Raw genomic sequence first — 19,884 nt, forward strand, 5'->3', positions numbered from 1 at the left:
ATGCGTGTGTCTTCTGCGTTGTCGCCGATCGGCCGGCTGTTTGCGTTGGCTGCATTTTTCGAAGGGCTGACCTGGGCCGGCTTGTTAGTCGGCATGTTTCTGAAGTACGGGCCGCAGAGCACCGAGCTCGTGGTCTGGGTGTTCGGGCGCCTGCATGGCGCGGCGTTCCTGTTCTATGTCGCGGTCAGCATGATTGCCGCATTGCGGCTGCGCTGGCCCTGGTGGGCATGGGCCGTGAGCCTGCTGGCGGCGTTGCCGCCGCTGGTGACGGTGCCGCTGGAGATGTGGTTCCGGCGTCTCGGCTTGCTGGGCCAGCGGCGACCTGTTGCGCACTGACGCGCTGCGCGCTCGGCGCACGCGACACGTGGCAGCACGTTTGCCGCCGACGCTGGCCCATCAGATCAAGGAGCCGGTGTTTCTTGCGGCCGGTGGCAAGGACGAGCGCGCGCCGGCCGAACACACCAAACGGAAGCGCGCACTCAAGGATGCCGGCGTGCCGGTGGATCGCTGTACTCCCCAACGAGGGCAACCGGTTCTACACCGAGCCGCATCGATGCGAGTACGACACGCGCTTGCTGACGTTCTTGAGTCAACAGTAGGTGGCAGTACGGCCAAGTGAGTGCCACCGTGTCATCCGGGCCTGGCCGGATGCCACGTGTGATCCGGCAGCTTGACGCGGCGAATCGTCAGCCGCGGATATGGCGCCGCATCGGCCACCGCACCGCCTGCACCTGGCTCAATTCGCCGGCATCGGCTGCATCTGATACTGCGCCGGCGGGGTCGCACCGAGCAGGTATTGCACGAAGTAATCCCAGCGGCGGCGGGTGACGTACGGGGTGAGATCGCCGTAGCCATGCTTGGCGTTGGGCAGCATCAGCATGTCGAAGTTCTTGTTGGCCTTGATCAAGGCATCGGCCACCAGCAAGGTGAGGTACGGCGGCACGTTGTCGTCCAGGGTGCCGTGCACCAGCATCAGCCGGCCCTTGAGCTTGCTGGCGTGGTTGGCGTTGGCCTGGTCGTCGTAGTTGGAGGTACCGTCCTTGTTGACGATGTGCTCGCCGTGATATTTCTCGGCCCAGTCGTCTTCGTAGCCGCGATTGTCGTGGTTGCCGCTTTCCGACCAGGCGACCTTGAAGAAATCCGGATAGCGCAGCATCGCGCCGGTCGAGGCGTTGCCGCCGCCGGAATGGCCCCAGATGCCGACGCGACCCAGATCGATCCAGGGATAGCGCTGACCAAGCTCCTTCAAGCCGGCGACCTGATCGGGCAAGGTGTTGTCGCCCATGTCGGCGTACCAGGTGTCGTGGAAACTCTTGGAGCGCCACGGCGTGCCCATGCCATCGATGGCAATCACAATAAAGCCCAGTTCGGCCAGCGACTGGTTGTCGCCATGTCCGGCGAGAAAGCTACGCCCGCGCACCGAGCCGGTCTGCGGGCCGGGGTAGACGTAATCGATGACCGGATACTTGCGCGCCGGGTCGAAGTTGGTGGGCTTGAACATCAACCCGTACAGCGTGGTCTTGCCATCGCGTGCCTTCACCGTGATGGGTTCTGGCGGCACCCAGCCGGCCGCCTTGAGACGCGTGATATCGGCGGTGGCCATCGTGCTCAAAGTGCGGCCGTCGCCGGCTTCGCGCAGCAACGTGACCGGCGGCGTGACCGAGGTGGAATAGGTGTCGACAAAGCGTGCGCCATCGGGCGACAGCGCGATGCTGTGGTTGGCCGGTTCCGGCGTGAGCAACACCGGCTCGCCGCCATCCAGGCTGACTTTCCACAGCTGCTGGTAGTACGGGTCCACGCCTGCGCTGCGGCCGACGCCGACAAACCATGCGGTGCGCGTGACCGGGTCCACGCGCAGCAATTCGGTGACGTTGCCCTGGCCGGTGGTGATGGCGCGCTTGGGTTTGCCGGTGGCCAGATCGTAGAGATACAGCTGGCCCCAATCGCTGCGTTCGGAGAACCACACCGCCTCGTTGCTGGCCGGCAGATAGGCCCAATTGGCCGCGACCTGGCCGCTTTCGTAATAGGTTTTGACGGTTTCATCGAAGGCGGTACGCACCGCGCCCGTGCTGGCATCGGCAATGCGCAACCAGGTCTGCTTGTGGAAGCGCGAGGTGGAGACGAACGCCAGCGTCTTGCTGTCCGGTGCCCACTTCACGTCGTCCCACAGGCCAGGCGAGCAACTTACGTCGTCGCAGAGCGTGGAGCGATGTTGGTCCGGCGGTGTCTTCAGGCGCAGCACGCTGCGGGTGGGCACGTCGATGATGACGCGTTCGATCATGGTCACGTCCTTGTCGCCGGCCAGCGGATATTTCCACGCCTGCAGCTCCGGATGCCCAAGCTTGGTGCTGACCAGGTACATGTTGCCGGTCTTGCGCTGGTCCTGCTGGAAGGTGGCGATCTTGCGGGAGTCCGGCGACCACGCCACAACGGCATTGTCGGTGTGCTGCCAGCCGGCGTTGTCGGTGGCGTAACCGAAGTTTTCCACGCCATCGCGGGTGAGCTGGGTTTCCTGGCCGCCGGCAAGATCGCGTACCCACAGGTTCCAGTCGCGGATGAAGGCTTCGCTGCGCTTGTCCGGCGACAGCACGCCCGGTTCCGGTTTGTCCTTGGCGTATAGCTTGCTACAACGCGCACGCGCATCGCAGACCACGGCGGTATCGCGCACGTTGAGGCGGTAGCGACCATCGGCGGTGACCTTGACCATCGGCGCGAAGGTGTCGGCCTTGAGCGGCTTGTCGCCGGTCTTCAATAGCGTGTTGAGCGAAGCCACCAGTGCAGCCTGTTTGAAGAGCGGTGCGGTCTTGCCGGTGCTGGTGTCCAGCTGCAGCAGCCGGTTGCCCTTGGCATCGTGATCGACATACGCCACGTGCGTGGCGTCCAGCCAGTCGATGCGGGTGACGGCGTGGTCCACCAGTGGCTGTGCGGCGTAGCTGATCAACCGTTCGGCGCGCGCGTAGTCGGCCTCGGTGACGGCAGGGGCTTGCGCGCTGGCAAGTGCCGGCAGAGCGGCCAGGGCGACGGCGATGCACAGGTGCCGCAGCGGCAACGAGATGGTGGGCATGAAGACTCTCCGGGATGAAAGGAGCGCGCAATACGGTCGGCGCGACCGTCCGATGCTACCCGCCCCGTGGGCCCGGTGCCTCTGCCAGAAGTCGTGCTTGGCGCTCGGGGACGCACGGTGCCCGCTTAGCTGTTTCAACGGGCGAAGATCTGTCATCGGGGACGCCGTGCAGTGATCGCCGCCAGCGGCTGCGGGGCGACCAAACGCCAGAGCTGCGCCGCCAGCATCTGCTGCTGCCCGCCGCACACGTGCCTGCGTGCGAGAGGCGTGTCTGCGTAGCGCGACGCGCATGGCGGAAGCAGTTCGCCAAGCACCGGCACCCCTGCGCGAGTGCTGCAGCGATGCCAGATCCGCCCGCGCGCTTACTTGCTCATGCAGCGCTTCCAGCGCTCGTTCACCCGCTGCGCAAACCAGGCGGTGGTGAGCGTGCGGGTGATCTTGGGGCTTTCCAGGGTGATGCCGGGCAACACGGCACGCGGCAGCGGCTTGCCGGCGCTGCGCTCTGCCAGTGCGAACACCTGGCGGTACAGGTCGGAGTTCGCGAAATCTGCGGTGTTGCCGTCCTCCAGTGCGCGGCGGAGCTGGCGGTCGCTCATCGCCAACTGGCTGCCCAGGCTGCGTGCGGCGCGCTCGGTGCCGCCGGGCGCATCCAGGCTGGCGCCCGGTGTGAGCAGGTCGCCGTCCAGGGCCAGCGCGATACCGCTGGCCTTGCTCAGCGCGGCCTGGAAGGCGGCATTGCGGCTGGCGTACCAGCCGGCGTTGAAATCGGCGAAGCGGTACAGCAGCGCGTCGTAGCTGACGGGATAACCCAGCAGATGCTGGGTACCGAACCACAGCCCACCGCGCCGGCTGAAGACTTCGTGGCGGATCGAATCGCCGGGCGGGTAGGGGTAGCGCTGCGCATGCTGTTCGGCGAAGGCGATGCTCACCTGCATCGGCCCGGCGGTATGCACCGGGTTGAACCCGTCGAACAGTCGCGCGCCCAACGGCACGCTGCCGGTGAAGTCTTCGAAGATGCGGCTCAGTTCCTCTTCGGTGCGCGCGGCAGCGATGCGCGTGGCATAGCTGCGCCCATCCGGCGACGGCAGACGCAAGGCGGCATCGACCATGAAGCCGGGAATGTGATGCGCACCGGCGCGGCGGTCGATCTCTGCCCGCGAGATCTTGCCCAGGTTGGGCACGACCGGGTTGGCCTGGTAGCTCGATTCCTGCTCGGTCACTGCCAGCACTGCGCAGATGTGCTCGGCGCTGGTGTCCAACGCCTGCGAGGACAGCGCCACGTACACATCGCTGGCCCAGCCGGCGCGGTCGGGCAATGTTGCCGGCAGGCGACGCGCGATATCGGTCTTGACCGCCTCGGGCGAGCGTTGCGGGGCACGCGGGGCCTGTGTGGCGCAGGCCGACAGCAAGGCGATGGCGAGCACGGTGAGCGCGCGGGGCAGGTGTGAGAACACGGCGTCTCCGGAAGATCGAGGGGCGGCAGCTGCCGTGCGGCAGTTTACGCGGCCGCGCCGTGGAAGCTTCACCTGCTGGCGCGCAAGGCTGCTGTGCCCGGGCATCGCGATGGCAGGGCGATCGGGGCAGATGGGGTGGATCGCTTGTCGCCGTGCGTCGGCGCATTGCGCGATAGCCAGGCGACGACGTCGGCCTGGCTGCCGTGTGCGCGCCAGTGCGATGTGCCGCGTTCTACCGTCACCCGGATTCAAGAATGGCCCGCCTGGGCCGATAACGAACGCCACCGCTTGCGCGTCGATCACGTGGCCTGTCGTGTGCGTTGGTCATCATGCCATTCGCATCACTCGGAAGATTGGCGTTTGGCCTGAAATTCCGCTGGATTCCATCGTCCTCCAACCGTGGGAGTGCTTGAAATGCCGCAGCAACCAGCAAGCCGCCACGTAAGCGCAGATGGCATCAGCTTGGCGTGCGCACGCTGCGGCCCGTCGTCGACGTGATGATGCGATGAGCATGTTCGTGGTCCGGTGGCGACAGGGGCTCGCCGCGTTTGCCTTGCTGCTGGGCAGTGGCATGGTGTCGGCGCAGCCGCAGCCGTGGAAGACGATCGAAGCGGCGACCATCGACGACCCCGTGGTCGCGTTGCAGATCGCACAAGGCGCACTGCAGCGCGCTAGCGGCCACGACGTGGATGCCGAGTTCTGGGCCTTGCTGGCGCAGGCGCGCGTGCTTATTTCACTGGAAGACAGCGAACGCCGCCAGGTGGCGCTGACGCAGGCGCGCGGAAGGCTCGACCAGTTGCACGGCAACGCCTCGCAGGCGCAGCTGTGGCTGGACATCGTGCAGGCGCTCAGCGATGTGCGCGAAAACCCCAATCGCGTCATGGTGGCGCGGTTGGAAGCGCTGCGCCAACGGGCCAGCGCGCTGGGCCGCAACGATCTGCTGTGCGAAGTCGAGGCAATCGACATGTGGAGCATGCTCGCCTCCGGCAGCAGCGATGAGTCGTGGAACGCGGCGCAGGCCAGCTATCAATGTGCGGCGCGCGAAAAACTCCTGGGGCTGGAGCTGGACGCGTTGACGCAACTGGGGTCATTGGCCAGCCGCGTCGGCGGTCGCGCCGCCGAAGACAACGAAACCGAAGACTACCTGCAGCGTGCGCTCGCACGCCTGCACGACCAGCCGGCGCGCTTTCAGCGCAGTCTGATCGAATACGAGTTCGGCACTGCCTTGGCCACACGGCAACCCGAAGCGGCGCTGCTGCATTTCAGGCGCGCGTTGGCGCTCAGTCGCGAACTGCGCGACCAGGCCGGCGTGGCTGCAGCGCTGACCAGCGCCAGCGAGGCCCTGATCGAAACCGGCGATGCCGCTTCTGCATTGACGATGGCCCGCGAAGCCCTGCCGTTGATGCAGCAACAAGGCAATATCGGGCGCGTCGCGGCGTGTCACGCCGTGTTGCTGCGGGCCTTGATCGCGTTGAAGGCTGAGGGTCTGGACGCGGAAATCGTGGCTGCCAAGGCCGCAGACGACCCCAACTTGACCTTGCACCGGCGCGCGCAACTGGTGGACGCGATCGCCCAGGCGCTGGCGTCGCAAGGTCGCCATGCAGAGGCCTACCAGGAACTGCAACGCGCCAACGCGCTGCGCGCGCAGAGCCTGGACCGCCAGCGCGATACGGTGATGTTGCGGTTGCAGGCGCGCTACGAAGATGCCCGCCGCGGCGCCGAAACGGCCGAGCTGCGCCGCCGTAGCGAGACCGCGCAGCTGGCACTGCAGGCGCGCGAAGCCGGCCAGCGGGCGCTGTGGATCGCGTTGTGCGCAGCCTGCCTGTTGTTGCTCGGTGCATTGGTGGTGCTGGCCTTCGGCGCACGGCACCGCCGCCAGCTATCGCGGCTGGCGATGCGCGATGAACTCACCGGCCTGCCCAACCGGCGCGCCATTCGCACCGAGGCGCAGCAGCAGATCGAGCAGGCCTTGCGCTCGCACACGCCGGGCATGCTGGCATTGATCGATCTGGATCACTTCAAGCAGATCAACGACGTGTATGGGCATGCCACCGGCGATGCGGTGCTCAAGGCGCTGGCCAGCGCATCGCGGCTGGCCCTGCGCGGGCAGGATCGCCTGGGCCGCCTGGGCGGCGAAGAATTCCTGCTGGTGTTGCCGGGCTGTGGCGAAGAGGAGATTCCCACCGTGTTTACGCGCCTGCGTAGTGCGGTGGCAGCGATCGACATCGCCGGCCTGCCGGCCGAGGAACCGGTACGCTTTTGCATGGGCGCGGTACGCATCGTCGCCGACACCGGGCTGGATGCGTTGCTGAGCCAGGCCGATCTTGCGCTATACGCCGCCAAGACCGCTGGGCGCGATCAGTGGGCGGTGTGCTGATCCTGGTGTACGCACCTGCGCTGCGACATCGAGGCGATGCTGCGGCACAAGCTGCCGGCCGATGGCGACCGCTGGTTGCCGTGAACCGATCGAACGACCCAGACCGCATGCGCACCGATAGCCGTCTTTCCCGCATGTTGCACGTGTTGCTCCACATGGCCAGAAGCCCGCAGCTGAACGGGGGCGCGTCAACTTCGCTGCCATGTCGATAGGAATGCAGGCTTGAAAACACCGCGTCCATCCCCGCTGCCGGCCTCTGAACGCAAGGCCGCACGCCTGACCGACTGGCTGGTGCGCGGCGTCGCTGTCGTCGCGGTGATCGCATGTTGCGGACGTCTGTGGCTATTGCGTGAGGCAATCCTCGCAGGGCGCTATGTCAACGTCATTCGTGGCCGGCCGGCACGGGTCTTTCTGGTCGACAGCGACCCGCATCGCTTCTGGATTGCTGTCGGCTGGGATGCGCTGCTGAGCTGCGTACCGTTGGCGATCGTCGGCGGCTTCGCATATGCGAGTTGGAATGCGCGCCGTCAGCTGCGGTGATGGTGCGACTGGTCGCGATCGCACGTTTTCGCACTGCATGACCCGGCGTGTGCGTTGCCGACGATCATGCGACGCCTCTGCCATCCGACACGCAGCGGTTGAGGCGCGGTGCCAGGCAGTCGCATGCAGCGTGCAAACGCTGGTACGCGGCGCAGTAGATCTGCTGAGCAAACAGCGCTGACCAAAACCAGGCCGGATTCGCATCGGCCCCGCGGCGTTCGCAACGTTCAGTGCGCTTTTCGCGTGCGCGCAGGTCGCCGCGCACCGTGCCTGGGCCAGGTGTCGTAGCGATAGACGAACTGCTTCTGGTCGGCCCCCGCGGTCGGGTCGCAATGCCAGGAACCGGCGACGGCGCCGGGTTCCAGCACGCCGCCGATGTCGCGTACCGCTTGCGCTTGGAAGGCGCAGATGGGCCCATAGACGGCCACATCCCAGTCTGGTCGCGACGTTGGATGCGCGTGCTGTACCAGCACAACGTCGCTGCCATGGAAGCGATGGACCTGTGCGGCATGCCGAGGATCGATGCTGAAATAGCAAGGGGCACCGATGCTCAGCACCATGACGTCGCCGTCGCGCAACACCGCGCACTTGCCCTGGTATTCGCCCGGGTGGATCACACGCCCGCCCACTGTTGCGGTGGTCACCGGATAGCGCGTGGTCACTTCCGACATCGGCTGCGATGCTGCGCGTGCCGATGCCGATGCCGATGCCGATGCCGATGCCTATGCCGATTGCGCGTGCGTTGGCGCCGCAGTGACCAGCAATAGTGAGACCAGCAGGGCAATGATCACATGGGCGCGCATGTAACGTCCGTGTCGAGGGCGCGGCAGTATCGCAGATCCCTCCGGCGGCACGCTGCAACCGCCGCGGCGACCGTCATGCTGGCCTCGCGTACGCTTCGAATGGCCATGCAGTGCGCATGCGGGCCGTGAACCCAGGCTGCCTTGCATCTGACGCTCGGTGATCGCGCGGGTCGTATCGCCAGCGTCCATCGCGTGGAGACACCGCTCAGCGCCGTGCAGGCAAGCTCGCCAGTACGCCATCCAGGGCCAGTTGCGTGGTGAAGCCGGCCTTGGCCAGACGCTTGCTCACTTCGTTGGGCACATCGCGCCCACTGGTGAGCCTGTTGGGCGCGCCGGTGTAATGAAACAGCCGCCCGCCTCGGCGCAACACGCGTGCCAGCTGATCGTAGAAGACCTGCGAATACAGCTCGCCAGCAATGCCGAAGCGTGGTGGGTCATGCAGGATGGCATCGACCGAATCGTCGGCCAGCGTGGCGATGTGCTGTGCGATATCGGCATGGGTCAGCTGCAGGCGGCCGCCGGCAGCGGCGCTCTCCGGATCCGGCGACCACGGGTTGAGCGTGCGCAGCCACAGCACATCGGCATTCTTTTCGAACGAGAGCAGCTGCGCGGCCCCGGCTTCCAGGCAGCAGGCGGCGAAATAGCCCAGGCCGCCGCAGGTGTCCAGCACGATCTTGCCGCGCGGATCCACCAACGCCACCTTGCGCCGCGCATCCTCGAACGGCGACAGCTGCGCGGACGGCAGCATCTTGATGCCATCGATCTCGAACGTGGGCGCGCCCCATTCGGTGGGCACCAGCTTGATCAACGCGCCGCTGTAGCGCGAGATCGGCACGAAATCTTCATCCCAGAAGTAGAGCGTGCGCTCCTTGAGCTTGCCGGGATATGGATAACCCTGGCCGCGCCACTGCCAGGTCTGCACACCGAGCTGGGCGGTGTCGGTACTGCGGCCCAGGTCGAGCGAGCCGGTCCAGTGAGCCAGACCACTGCCGCGCGCGGCAAGCAGGGCTTGGGCATCGGCGAGAAGGAGTAGGGGGCCGGAGTAGTGGGGCACGGCTGACGGCTCTGTGTGCGGCGTGCGGAACATGCCGCACCGCTGCAAGGAAGGGAGCGGCATCGTAACCGACCTGTTGCGGCCAGGCATCCGCTGCGAGGCCATCAACACCTGCGCTCGCCACCGAGGTCGACGGCCTGCGCCGTTTCGCTGACACACGCGGCACCGCATACTGCAGGCAATCCGTATCGACACCTGGTCCGATCGGCGTCAACCGTGGAGTGTGGGCAATGCTGAAGGGTGTGTTGTTGGGGTTCGCCTGCTATGCGGCCTATTCGATCAGCGATGCGTTCGTGAAGCTGCTCGAAGGTACGCTGCCAGTCTATGAAGTGCTGTTTCTCGGCGCCCTGCTGATGTTGCTGGCGGTGCCGTTCCTGAAAAAACCTGACGACCAGCTACGCGAGCTGGTGATGGCCAAGCAGCCGGCACTGTGGCTGCTGCGTGCGCTCACCGGCGCCATCGGCAATCTCACCTCGGTAATCGCCTTCACCACCTTGCCGATGGCCGAAGCGTTCGCGCTGATCTTTTTGATGCCGATCTTCGTCACCGTGCTGTCGGTGATTTTCCTCAAGGAAGAAGTGCATTGGCGGCGCTGGTCGGCGGTGATCGTCGGCTTCATCGGCGTGTTGATCGTGCTGCGCCCGGGATTTCGCCATCTCACCCACGGGCATGTGGCGGCAATCGTGTGCGGCCTGGTCGGCGCCATCTCGGTGATCGCCTTGCGCATGGCCGGCCATAGCGAGAAGCGATTGACCTTGTACGGCGCTGGCGTGATCGGCCCGTTGGTGATGGGCGGGATCATGATGTTGCCGAGCTTCGTCTGGCCCACGCTGCCCCAATGGGGCTTGTTGGCCGGCTACGGCTTGCTCGCCGGGCTGGCCGCCATCTGCATGATGTACGCCACGCGCATGGCCCCGGTCAGCGTGGTCGCGCCAACCCAATACAGCCAGATGCTATGGGCCATCGCCTTCGGCTACCTGCTGTTTCATGATCATCTGGACTGGCCGATGGCCGTGGGCATCGCGCTGATCCTGGGCGCCGGTTTGTTCACCCTGGTGCGCGAGGAACAGGTGTCGCGTTGGTGGCGGCGAACCAAGATTGTTTGAGTGCCGGGAATTGGGAATGGGGAATGGCAAAAACAGAAGTGCGCTAAACCCGATCGGAGTAGCGCTTTTGCCGTTCCCGATTCCCGATTCACTCAGTGCGCGGCTGCCGCCAGCCTTCGACGATGCGCCGATATTCGCCGCTGGCCTTGGTCAGGTGCAGCCACTGATCCACATAGGCTTTCCAGGCGTGGTCGTCGCGCGGGAGCAGGAAGGCTTTCTCGCTGTATTGCAGCGGTTGCTCCGGTGCGATGGCGCACAGGCCTGGTAGCCTTGCCTGCTGATACAGCGCTTCGGAGGCGTCGGTAATCATGACGTCTGCGCGATGCGCCAGCAGCTCCTGAAAGATGGTGGTGTTGTCGGCGAACAGCCGCAATGCTGCCTGCGGTAACTGGCGGTGCGCGAAGGCTTCGTTGGTGCCGCCCGGTGGTTCGATGAGGCGCACCTCCGGCCGGTTGAGCTGTTCGAGAGTGCGGTAGCGCGCCTGGTCGACGCAGCGCACCAGTGGGATCTTGCCGTCCACATCCAGTACCGCGCTAAAGCTGGCCTGGCGTTGCCGCTGCAAGGTGACGGAGATCCCGCCGACCGCGATATCGCAGCGGTCGGCAAGCAGGTCGGGCAGCAGGTGCGGCCAGCTGGTGCGCACCAGGCGCACGCGTGCGTCCAGGCTGGCGGCCAGCGACTGCACCAGGTCGATGTCGCTGCCTTCGAACTGCCCGTCGTCACGCAGCAACGAATAGGGACGGTAGTCGCCGGTGGTGCACACGCGTAGCACGCCCGATTGCAGCACCGCATCCAGGCGCGATGCCGGTGTGGCCGCGTGCGTCGTGCCGCAGCTCAACAACAATGCAAGGCAGATGCGATAGCGCATGGCATGGGCTCGGCGAGGTCTTGGCATGATAGCGGTGGCTGCGGCGGTCTGCGCTGCGAGGCGTCAAACGCGCGCCAGCTCAGGCTTGCTTACCGCTAGAAAGTGGCCTTCCGCTGGTGTGAATACGCAAATGTGCAAGCGGGCGTCGTGCGCTAGGCGGTGTGAGCGACCGCAGTCGCGATGGCTATCTCCACTGCGCCACGTCAACAGCACGTCACGGAAGCGTATCGCAGGCTCACGGTGCAGTAGCGCGATGCAGTCTAGCGTTGACGCTCCTGTGTGAATTCCATCGGAGTTGCTCATGCATCTGAATCCACGCACGGCGCCCGCCATGGCCAGCGCCAACGCAGCTGTTCTGGCACATGGCACGCCCGATCCCGATACCGACGAGCAAGACACGCCGCTTCAAGAACAACCGCCGCAACGCGGTGGCCTGAATGATGAAGTGGGCGATCTGGGACAGGAGGATGACGGAGCGCTGCCAGGGCGGGTAGGCGGCGGGCTCGCTGGTGGTTGAGTGCCGACCATGCAACGAGCAAGGGCGCGAGGCGTTGCCCGTCGTCACGGCAACGGGCGCGTTGCGCATCGGCCCCGCGTTTCAAGGCAGGCGCGTCCACGGCGCGCAAGCTGTGGTCCTTCACGCTTAGCGGAGGCGGCCTGAGCGACGCGCTTTGGCCATGATTGCTCGCCGGGAGGAGTACTTTCGTGCCTGAAGCTGCTCTGCCGCGAGCCTGAAGCCACTTGTCCAGGCGTTCGAGAGGTAGCTGGCTACATGCCACCACCGACGCACCATGATGGGGCGACCTGCCTACCATGCGCCGGCGCATGCGTGGCCTCGGGGCTGCCGCAGCGCAAACCCCTGGTATGCGCTGGCGCGATCTCGTATTTTTGACGGCTTGTTCACTTGCCGGTGCCGTGCCCATGTCTGACCCGTCCGCGCCCAATCATCTGCAACGCAGCCTGTCCAATCGCCACCTGCAGTTGATCGCCATTGGCGGGGCGATCGGTACCGGCCTGTTCATGGGCTCTGGCAAGACGATCAGTCTGGCCGGGCCGTCGATCCTGTTCGTTTATCTCATCATTGGCGCGATGCTGTTCTTCGTCATGCGCGCAATGGGCGAACTGCTGCTCTCCAACCTGGAATACAAGTCGTTCATCGATTTTTCCACCGACCTGCTCGGGCCGTGGGCCGGGTTCTTCTGTGGGTGGACGTACTGGTTTTGCTGGATCATCACCGCCATTGCCGATGTCATCGCGATTGCGGCCTATGCGCAATTCTGGTTTCCAGGGTTGGCGCCGTGGATTCCCGCGATCTTGTGCGTGTTGTTGCTGCTGGGCCTGAATCTGGTCACGGTGAAATTGTTCGGCGAGATGGAATTCTGGTTCGCGCTGATCAAGGTCATCGCCATTGCCGCGTTGATCGTCACTGGCGCCGGGCTGGTGGTGTGGGGCTTTCGCTCGCCGTCGGGCAACGTGGCCTCGCTGTCGAATCTGTGGAACGACGGCGGCATGTTCCCCATGGGTATCGGCGGGTTCTTTGCCGGCTTCCAGATTGCGGTGTTCGCCTTCGTCGGTATCGAGCTGGTGGGTACCACGGCTGCAGAAACGGCCCATCCGCGCCGCAACCTGCCCAAGGCGATCAACTCGATTCCGGTGCGCATCTTGATTTTCTACGTGCTTGCGCTGATCGCCATCATGGCGGTGACGCCGTGGCGGCAGGTGGTGGCCGACAAGAGCCCGTTCGTGGAGTTGTTCGTGCTGGCCGGCGTGCCGGCGGCAGCCAGCCTGATCAACTTCGTGGTGCTGACTTCGGCCACCTCGTCGGCCAATAGCGGCATCTTTTCCACCAGCCGCATGCTCTACGGCCTGGCCGAAGAACAGCATGCGCCCAAGGGCTTCGCCAAGCTGTCGCGTGCGGCGGTACCGGCGCGCGGCCTGCTGTTTTCCTGCCTGTGCCTGCTGCTGGGCGCAATGCTGGTGTATCTGATTCCCAACCTGGTCACCGCGTTTACGCTGGTCACCACGCTGTCGGCGGTGCTTTTCATGTTCGTGTGGTCGCTGATCCTGTGCGCCTACATCGCCTACCGCCGCAAGCGCCCGGAGCAACACGCCGCCTCGGCGTTCAAGATGCCCGGCGGCGTGCTGATGTGCTACGTGTGCCTGGCATTCTTCGCCTTCGTCATCGTGCTGCTGACCCTGCAGGACGACACGCGTCAGGCATTGCTGGCAAGCCCGGTGTGGTTCCTGCTCCTGGCCATTGGCTATGCAGTCAAACGCCGCGGGAACCGGCAGCGCTGAGCGATCCGTGCGGAACTCATTGCGTGCGCAGCGTGCGGCAGTGACGCACGCTGCGGGCGGTCATGTCGATGCGCGTGGACGGCGGATCATTCGCCGTTCGGGTCAGAATGCGCGACTTCGCCTTCCTCTGCCGGGATCGGCGGCGCTACGGTCGCGCCGGCGGGCAGACGCTGCAACGGGATCTGTTTCTTTGCTTTCCATTGCGGCGTGACCGGTAGACCGTATTGCTGAAAGAGCTTGGCGACGTTTTCGAGATGCTGTGGTGTGCGATCGGCATATTCGCTGAACCGCCCCGAATCGTTGTCGATGCAGAGCTCGCCGCCCGTGTTGTAGTACAGGGTGCCGCTGAGGCGCGCTTCGGGTATCAGGCGATTTTCCTGCCAGGGGGTCTTGTTCCATGGTTGGCCGCCCACGAGGGTGACATGGCCTTGCGCGTATGGCTGTTTCTTCTTTCGCGCGTCCTTGCTTGTCATCGGCTCGTCCAGGACCACGCCGGGATGCCCTTCGCCGATGACCAGGCTGCCATTACTGGCGATGTTCCATTTGTACTCCACTTTCTTGTCGCGCAGATCGTCCAGGCGCAGCCGCCGAGCGAGTGGCGCAACGGACGGAGCGCCGGTTTCAGTCTGTTCGTGGAACGTCGGGGTGCTCCTGATGCGATCGATGGCGTCCTCGCTCAGCCCGAGATCTTTGGATAGCTCGGCCGGATCGAGACGACGCGGCATCTCCAGTGCCGGAGCGGTCGAGACGAACAGGCGTGTTGGATTGATCTTGACGTGCGCATGGCCGCCGGCAGGCGTTTCTATTCCTGAGTCTGAATCGGCGTCCGGTGGCTACCGTCTTTCAGTTGCTTTCCGCGCGCTGGCTGGGTGCTGCCGAACAGCGCATCGAGATGGCTGCCGTCTGCGACGAACGCCGGCGATCGCTCCTTGGCTGATGCGCTTCGGCGCATGCGAGGCAGCCCGTGGAGCTGGGAGTGCACGCCGATTTGGATGTCGTCGCAAACCGATGGAGCATGTCGCGGATCAACAGGATCGATATGCTCGTGTCGCTGGCGAGACGCCGAGCCGGAGATTTTCATGCGCGAACTCCTGGAATGCGTGAGCGGAGAATGTAAGGCAGCCAGAACGTGCATACCGCTCACAGCAGAATCGATGTGCGATTTGGCGAAAGCGTTCGCTGCCTTGCAGAAACCGCACGGCGATCGCATGCGTGAGCAGGCACGGCCATCGCGGCTATCGCGGCTATCGCCGATGGGCATGTGCCGGCGTTGACGCCATGGTGGACGCGGAGGATGCTTGGGCTCTTTCATCCCACAGCCGATGCATGATCACGATCCACCCGATTGCCCGAACCCAGCACTGTTGGGTCGACTTGTGCCAGCCGAGTCCGCAAGAGCTGGCGCAAGCCGCTGAGAAAGTGGGGTTCGCCTTGCCCGATCGTGCGGCGATTGGCGAGATCGAATTCAGCAGCCGGGTACGCCGCCAGGGCGATGTGCTGTTTCTCAACGTGCCGCGTTTTCAGGACGATGACGGCCCCACCGCGCCGCTGGGGTTCGCGCTGTCGCCCAGCATGCTGGTGACCTTGCGCGAGCAGCGCATCGGCTCGTTGGAGGACTTTCCCGCGCGGCTGGAACACGCGCCCTGCCACAGCTCGGACGACCTGTTGCTGCGCATATTCGATCAACTGGTCGGGCGGTTGGCAGACCGGCTTGAGGCACTCGAAGCGGCAGTCACCGATACCACGCGGCAGGTGTTCGATAGCCCACACAAGACCAAGGATCTGGAGCGCATGTTGCACCAGGTCGGCGACATGGGCCGCCAGCTCGGCGGGCTGCATAGCGCCGGGCAGGGCATGCTGCGTCTGGTGACGTATCTGGATGGCACCGCGCCGGACTGGTTCGGCGCCGATGCGGCCAAACGCATCGCCTCGCTGCACAAGGACCTGACCACCCTGAGCGAATTCCATCAGCACATGGACGACCGCATCGAGTTCCTGCTCGACAGCGTGCTGGGCATGATCAACATCGACCAGAACAACGTGATGAAGGTGATGGCAGTGGCATCGGTGGTCGGCATCCCACCCACCGTGCTGGTCGGCATCTGGGGCATGAACTTCGCCTACATGCCCGAACTCAAGGGGCACGACAACTATTTCTGGGCGCTGGGCATCATCGCGTTGAGCGTGGTGGTGCCGCTGGCGTGGTTTCGCAAGCGTGGATGGGTGTGACGCATCACAGCCGAAAACCGTAGGAGCGCCGCTGGGCGCGATGTGGCGTTACCGGGAAGGCGCTCGCGCCCAGGGGCGCTCCTACAGGGTTGGCCGGAAAACTGCCCGGCTGCGTGGCGTGCAACCGGGCGATGCGCATTGTTGACTGCTGCCGGCGGCCCGGATCAGCCCTTGGCCTGGAAGCTGGCTTCTTCATAGGGCTGCACCACGACCCAGCCTTCGCCGCTGAAACGCATCTGCAGGCTTTCGCCCGAGCCGCGGCCGAACAGCGTGCCGATCGAGACGTCGGTGACCAGTTCCGGTGTCAGCGTGCCGGACCAGGCGACGGTAGCGTTGGGGTCGGTGAACACCGGGCCGCTGGTGGCGGTGACCGGCAAGGTCAGTGGCTCGTAGTGCGAGGTGATCGCCACGATGCCGTGGCCGCTCAGGCGCACGTTGAACAGCCCGCCCGAGAGCATGCCGGCCACTTTGCGCATCATGGTGATCTTGTGTTCGACGCCCGATTCGAACGCCAGCACATCGTTGCCATTGACGAAGATCGACTCGCCATTCAAGCGCAGCAGCGTCACCAGTTTGCCGAGGTCGGCCAGATACACGCGGCCCTGGCCTTCGGCCTTCATCAACTGCATGCCTTCGCCGCTGACGGCTTTTTTCAGCAGATTGCCCAGGCCCTGTTCCAGCAGTCCCTCGCGGGTGAACTTGACGTTTCCGGTGCGCGCCACCATGGCGCCGGCCTTGGACCACACCATGCCGTTGAGGCGCACTTCCAGCAGATGCGGGTTTTCCAGTTCGAACGGATCGGGGCTGACGTCCTTTTCCCTGGAATGGGCGAGAAATTCGTTGAGCGTGCGTACGGCCATGGGTCCGTCCTGGAGTGAAAGAGTGCGCATGATACGCGGCCGTCTGCGGTGCAGTCGCAGGCCGGCACCGGGAGCCCATGTGCTGCGCATCAGCGCATGCGATGCCAGCGCCAAGGTGGCGATCACCAACCGCGCCCTACGTCTGCGGGTGAACCAGGCGCCGGTCGAATCGCTGCGCTCCAGATGGCTGCACACCATCGGAGGGCCTCGCCGGTGCGCCCAATCGGCATGGCGCGTTCTTATGCAACAGTGTGTGTGTGCGATGCCCCCATCGCACGACCGCGCTACGTGTTGCCAGCAAATGCAGAGCGCGTCGTGTTGCCGCAACGGCTGTGCTGCGCATCGAAGATGTGCACCGCCCCACATCCAACGCCGATGATCCGACCCTGCTGCCGCCACGCACTGCGCAGCAGCGGCACCGTCCTCAGCGCGCGGCCGCCTCGGGCTTGGGCACGCGCTTGGCGGGTGCGGCTTTGGTGTCCTTGCCCGGATACAGGTTCAGGAGCATCAAGGTGACGCCGTTGGTCCAGCCGAAGCCGTCCTGCAGCGCGTATTCGCCACCGCCGCCGCCGGCCGCATCGGTTTCCAGGCCGTACTTTTCGACCAGCTTGTGCTCGCGTGCGAACAGCGCCTGCACTTGAGCCAGAAAACGTTCGCCAATGGTGCGTGCCAGCGCGTCTTCGCCGTAGCGCCGCAGGCCATCCACAGCCACCCATTGCAGCGGCGCCCAGCCGTTGGGCTCATCCCACTGCTGACCGGTCTTCACCGCGGTGGTGGCCAGTCCGCCCGGACGCAGTAGCGTTTTACGCACGGTGCTGGCGGTGCGCTTGGCGTGATCGTCCGAGGCCAGGCCGGCAAACAGCGGGTATAGCGCAGCGGCGGTGACCTGGTTGCTCAGCGTACGCGTCTGCCAGTCGTAGTCGGCGTAGTAGCCGGCGGTATTCCACAGATGCGCGTCGATGGCCTGCTTGCGCTGCTGTGCAAGTGCGGCGTAATCGCGGGTGCACTCCGCGCCGGGTTGCGCGCAGGCCTGCGCCAGCGTGCGCTCCAGGTGGTAGAGCAGGCTGTTGAGGTCGATCGGGAGGATGGCAGTGGTACGGATGGTGCGCAGGTTCTGGCCGTCGGCCAGCCAGCGGCTGGTGTAGTCCCAGCCACTTTCGGCGCCGGCACGCAGGTCGCGGTAGACCTCGGCGGCCGGGCGGTCGGTCACTTCTGCGGCGGTGCGGGTGTCGTGCAGCCAGGCTTCCGGGCGCGGGGTGTCGCGCTCGTCCCAATAGCGGTTGAGCACGCTGCCATCGGCCAGACGCACCACGTGGCGCGCGGCCTGGCCGGGCTGCAGGTCATCGCTGCCCTGCATCCAGTAGGCATATTCCTTTTGCAGCTGCGGCAGGTAGCGCTGATATACCGCCTCGCCTTCCACGCCGGCCTGCAGCTCCACCATGTAGGAGAAGAACGGCGGCTGCGAGCGGCTGAGGTAGTAGGTGCGGTTGCCGTTGGGAATATGCCCGTAGGTGTCGATCAGGTAGGCAAAGTTGTCCAGCATCTGGCGGCTGAGCGTGGTTTCGCCGCTCTTCACCAGGCCCAGCATGGTGAAGTAGGAATCCCAGTAATACACCTCGCGGAAGCGTCCGCCCGGCACCACATACGGATGCGGCAGCGCCAGCAGGCTGCTGTGCGGCGGCACGTGGTTCTGGCTGCGCACCAGCTTGGGCCACAGCAGGTCGATGTGCTCGCGCAGCGCGGTGTCCTGGCGGATCGCATCGGTCTGCACCGGCGGCGATTCTTCGAAATTGGCGTCCACGAACTTGCGCAGATCGAAGCCGGGGTGATCGTGCTGGGCCAGATAGTCGGCGTTGATCAGCGCCGGGTCGCGCAGCGGCAGGAAGTCGACAAAGTGCTTCTGGTCATCGAACAACTCACCGCGCTGCACGGCCTGAAACAGTTCCGGGTAGGCCAGGTCGGGCGTGGGCGGCGTGGGCGCCGGCGCATTGACGACCGGAGCGTCCAGCGGCGCGGCGGTCAGCGTGCCCGGCGCAACAAACATGCTCAGCGACAGGCCAAGCAGCGACGTGCAGCACGGGGGCGCGGCAGAACTCATGACATCTCCAGAACGGGCAGTGGCGTAGGGCATGGTAAACGACCGGTGTGGCGGGCGGGACCGAGCGAGCTGCCGGCACGCCGACGGGCTTCGCACGGGGACGACTGGATTCAGCAAGCTGATCGGCGGGGTGCCGCAACGTGCGTCGATCAGGCATATCGGCGCGCCGGCCATGCAGCTTGAATGGTGGCGCGCCGATATGCCTGCAGCCTGGCTGCTGCAAGATGCGCGCCACTGGCGTGCCGGGAGGCCGTCGCGTGCCCGCGCTTGCGTTAGCGTTCGTTTCTCAGCAAGCGCTGCAATTCCAGCGCATTGGAGGTTGCGCACCCGGCTGCGGTGTTGTCGAAGATCACCCAGCGTTCGGCCGGAGGCTGCGTGCTGTCTGGGTGGCTGGCGCGCACCGTGGCGGCCAGCGCCTGCAGTGCGGTGTGCGCGTAGCTGCTGTAGTAGCGACGCGGGGCGCCATGCCAGCGCCAATACAGCGGTGCAGCAGCCGGGCTCGGCAGTGAGGCCGCGGGCACCGGCGCCGGGTCGGCGGCGCAGCGTGCAATGCGATGGCGCGCCAGCAACGCCTGCGCAGGTGCGGCAAACCAGCTGGCGTGGCGCGGTTCGCAGACCACGCCGCCGTCCCAGCGCCGGCGCAGCATCGCGAAAAACCGCGCGGCCACCGCGGCATCGAAGGCCGCGCTGGGCGGCAGTTGCAGCAGCAGGCAGCCCAGTCGTGTTCCCAGCGCGCCGGCCTGCGCCAGGAAGGCATCCAGCAGCGGCCCGGTGCCGTGCAGGCGTGCGTCGTGGCTGATGCTGCGTGGCAGCTTGACCGAAAAACGAAAGTCCTCCGGCACGCTGTCGGCCCATCGCGCGTAGGTGCTGGCGCGGTGCGGACGATAGAACGAGGAGTTGATTTCCACCGCGTCCAAACGCGTGGCGTAGCGCTGCAATACGCTGGCGCCCTCGTCGAACTGTGCGCGGTCTGCGGCGGGAATCGACCAGCCTGCCCAACCACAACGCACACGTGCAATGGCACCGGATGGACGAGCTGGCATGGCGGGTAAGCTGGGGGCGGCAGCACTCTATGCATGCATGTGCGTCAGGATGCCGTGTGCATCGCGATCACGGGCGAATCACGCAGCGCT

Annotated in this window: 16 protein-coding genes and 2 pseudogenes; 9 read left to right on the top strand and 9 right to left on the bottom strand. The window is 65.4% G+C overall.

All coding sequences use genetic code 11. The annotated features are described in order from the left end of the window. On the top strand, positions 1-336 hold the full coding sequence (locus EO156_RS03325) for a DUF3817 domain-containing protein (protein WP_003489991.1): 336 nt from the start codon (positions 1-3) through the stop codon (positions 334-336). A 400-nt stretch (positions 337-736) separates the two neighbouring features. Here the strand turns inward: EO156_RS03325 and EO156_RS03335 are convergent, their stop codons facing one another. Both EO156_RS03335 and EO156_RS03345 read right to left on the bottom strand, forming a co-directional pair. Next, positions 737-3,064, bottom strand: coding sequence for a S9 family peptidase (locus EO156_RS03335; protein WP_016850812.1), 2,328 nt, complete (start codon positions 3,062-3,064; stop codon positions 737-739). A gap of 362 nt (positions 3,065-3,426) precedes the next feature. After that, entirely contained in the window at positions 3,427-4,518 is a 1,092-nt protein-coding gene (locus EO156_RS03345) for a DUF1615 domain-containing protein (RefSeq protein WP_016850814.1), read from the bottom strand. A gap of 505 nt (positions 4,519-5,023) precedes the next feature. Between EO156_RS03345 and EO156_RS03355 the strand changes: the two genes are divergently transcribed. The 3 genes and pseudogenes from EO156_RS03355 to EO156_RS03365 all read left to right on the top strand — a co-directional run bounded on the left by EO156_RS03355 (position 5,024) and on the right by EO156_RS03365 (position 7,435). After that, positions 5,024-6,895, top strand: a complete 1,872-nt coding sequence (locus EO156_RS03355) for a GGDEF domain-containing protein (protein WP_016850815.1) — start codon at positions 5,024-5,026, stop codon at positions 6,893-6,895. 61 nt (positions 6,896-6,956) lie between these two features. Then, a pseudogene (locus EO156_RS24285) lies at positions 6,957-7,068 on the top strand (transcriptional regulator); the annotation flags it as partial. A gap of 172 nt (positions 7,069-7,240) precedes the next feature. Beyond that, positions 7,241-7,435, top strand: a complete 195-nt coding sequence (locus EO156_RS03365) for a hypothetical protein (protein ID WP_026007173.1) — start codon at positions 7,241-7,243, stop codon at positions 7,433-7,435. 227 nt (positions 7,436-7,662) lie between these two features. Here the strand turns inward: EO156_RS03365 and EO156_RS03370 are convergent, their stop codons facing one another. Next, positions 7,663-8,106, bottom strand: a complete 444-nt coding sequence (locus EO156_RS03370; protein ID WP_026007174.1) for a hypothetical protein — start codon at positions 8,104-8,106, stop codon at positions 7,663-7,665. On the opposite strand from EO156_RS03370, the gene EO156_RS23865 reads away from it, so the two are divergent. Next, positions 8,090-8,242 (top strand): hypothetical protein, encoded by a 153-nt coding sequence (locus tag EO156_RS23865; protein WP_016850818.1) that lies wholly within the window; start codon positions 8,090-8,092, stop codon positions 8,240-8,242. The genes EO156_RS03370 and EO156_RS23865 overlap by 17 nt on opposite strands. A gap of 201 nt (positions 8,243-8,443) precedes the next feature. Here the strand turns inward: EO156_RS23865 and EO156_RS03375 are convergent, their stop codons facing one another. Beyond that, on the bottom strand, positions 8,444-9,325 hold the full coding sequence (locus tag EO156_RS03375) for an MnmC family methyltransferase (RefSeq protein WP_011050415.1): 882 nt from the start codon (positions 9,323-9,325) through the stop codon (positions 8,444-8,446). Positions 9,326-9,522: 197 nt separating this feature from the next. Between EO156_RS03375 and EO156_RS03380 the strand changes: the two genes are divergently transcribed. Continuing rightward, positions 9,523-10,398, top strand: a complete 876-nt coding sequence (locus EO156_RS03380; protein WP_029828001.1) for a DMT family transporter — start codon at positions 9,523-9,525, stop codon at positions 10,396-10,398. An 88-nt stretch (positions 10,399-10,486) separates the two neighbouring features. On the opposite strand, the gene EO156_RS03385 is transcribed toward EO156_RS03380, so the two are convergent. Next, positions 10,487-11,266, bottom strand: coding sequence for a transporter substrate-binding domain-containing protein (locus EO156_RS03385; protein WP_011050417.1), 780 nt, complete (start codon positions 11,264-11,266; stop codon positions 10,487-10,489). Between the two features lie 301 nt (positions 11,267-11,567). On the opposite strand from EO156_RS03385, the gene EO156_RS03390 reads away from it, so the two are divergent. Both EO156_RS03390 and cycA read left to right on the top strand, forming a co-directional pair. After that, a complete protein-coding gene (locus EO156_RS03390) occupies positions 11,568-11,783 on the top strand; it encodes a hypothetical protein (RefSeq protein ID WP_003490008.1) in 216 nt (71 codons plus the stop codon). Positions 11,784-12,187: 404 nt separating this feature from the next. After that, positions 12,188-13,564 carry a D-serine/D-alanine/glycine transporter gene (gene cycA / locus EO156_RS03395; protein ID WP_016850819.1) on the top strand — a complete coding sequence of 459 codons (1,377 nt, stop codon included), beginning with the start codon at positions 12,188-12,190 and terminating at the stop codon, positions 13,562-13,564. A gap of 86 nt (positions 13,565-13,650) precedes the next feature. Here cycA and xopV read toward each other — a convergent pair. Continuing rightward, a pseudogene (gene xopV / locus EO156_RS03400) lies at positions 13,651-14,645 on the bottom strand (XopV/AopV family type III secretion system effector). 245 nt (positions 14,646-14,890) lie between these two features. Here xopV and EO156_RS03405 point away from each other — a divergent pair. Next, positions 14,891-15,793: a magnesium transporter CorA family protein gene (locus EO156_RS03405; protein ID WP_016850820.1), complete on the top strand. Its 903-nt coding sequence runs from the start codon at positions 14,891-14,893 to the stop codon at positions 15,791-15,793. A 164-nt stretch (positions 15,794-15,957) separates the two neighbouring features. On the opposite strand, the gene EO156_RS03410 is transcribed toward EO156_RS03405, so the two are convergent. The 3 genes from EO156_RS03410 to EO156_RS03425 form a co-directional block, all read right to left on the bottom strand. Next, positions 15,958-16,653, bottom strand: a complete 696-nt coding sequence (locus EO156_RS03410) for an AIM24 family protein (RefSeq protein WP_015472615.1) — start codon at positions 16,651-16,653, stop codon at positions 15,958-15,960. 424 nt (positions 16,654-17,077) lie between these two features. After that, a complete protein-coding gene (treA, locus tag EO156_RS03415) occupies positions 17,078-18,751 on the bottom strand; it encodes an alpha,alpha-trehalase TreA (RefSeq protein WP_016850823.1) in 1,674 nt (557 codons plus the stop codon). Positions 18,752-19,023: 272 nt separating this feature from the next. Beyond that, complete coding sequence (locus EO156_RS03425) at positions 19,024-19,794, bottom strand: DUF72 domain-containing protein (protein ID WP_029828007.1); 771 nt, start codon at positions 19,792-19,794, stop codon at positions 19,024-19,026. Positions 19,795-19,884 lie beyond the last annotated feature (90 nt).

It is taken from the genome of Xanthomonas sp. DAR33341 (assembly GCF_003992815.1).
GTDB classification, from domain to species: Bacteria; Pseudomonadota; Gammaproteobacteria; order Xanthomonadales; family Xanthomonadaceae; genus Xanthomonas; species Xanthomonas cissicola.

What these genes read in the sequence shown, in the direction of transcription:
- EO156_RS03325 (WP_003489991.1), top strand. Translation starts at nt 1, where the DNA reads ATGCGTGTGTCTTCTGCGTTGTCGCCGATCGGCCGGCTGTTTGCGTTG.
- EO156_RS03335 (WP_016850812.1), bottom strand. Translation starts at nt 3,064, where the DNA reads ATGCCCACCATCTCGTTGCCGCTGCGGCACCTGTGCATCGCCGTCGCC.
- EO156_RS03355 (WP_016850815.1), top strand. Translation starts at nt 5,024, where the DNA reads ATGAGCATGTTCGTGGTCCGGTGGCGACAGGGGCTCGCCGCGTTTGCC.
- EO156_RS03370 (WP_026007174.1), bottom strand. Translation starts at nt 8,106, where the DNA reads ATGTCGGAAGTGACCACGCGCTATCCGGTGACCACCGCAACAGTGGGC.
- EO156_RS03375 (WP_011050415.1), bottom strand. Translation starts at nt 9,325, where the DNA reads ATGTTCCGCACGCCGCACACAGAGCCGTCAGCCGTGCCCCACTACTCC.
- EO156_RS03380 (WP_029828001.1), top strand. Translation starts at nt 9,523, where the DNA reads ATGCTGAAGGGTGTGTTGTTGGGGTTCGCCTGCTATGCGGCCTATTCG.
- EO156_RS03385 (WP_011050417.1), bottom strand. Translation starts at nt 11,266, where the DNA reads ATGCGCTATCGCATCTGCCTTGCATTGTTGTTGAGCTGCGGCACGACG.
- EO156_RS03390 (WP_003490008.1), top strand. Translation starts at nt 11,568, where the DNA reads ATGCATCTGAATCCACGCACGGCGCCCGCCATGGCCAGCGCCAACGCA.
- cycA (WP_016850819.1), top strand. Translation starts at nt 12,188, where the DNA reads ATGTCTGACCCGTCCGCGCCCAATCATCTGCAACGCAGCCTGTCCAAT.
- EO156_RS03405 (WP_016850820.1), top strand. Translation starts at nt 14,891, where the DNA reads ATGATCACGATCCACCCGATTGCCCGAACCCAGCACTGTTGGGTCGAC.
- EO156_RS03410 (WP_015472615.1), bottom strand. Translation starts at nt 16,653, where the DNA reads ATGGCCGTACGCACGCTCAACGAATTTCTCGCCCATTCCAGGGAAAAG.
- treA (WP_016850823.1), bottom strand. Translation starts at nt 18,751, where the DNA reads ATGAGTTCTGCCGCGCCCCCGTGCTGCACGTCGCTGCTTGGCCTGTCG.
- EO156_RS03425 (WP_029828007.1), bottom strand. Translation starts at nt 19,794, where the DNA reads ATGCCAGCTCGTCCATCCGGTGCCATTGCACGTGTGCGTTGTGGTTGG.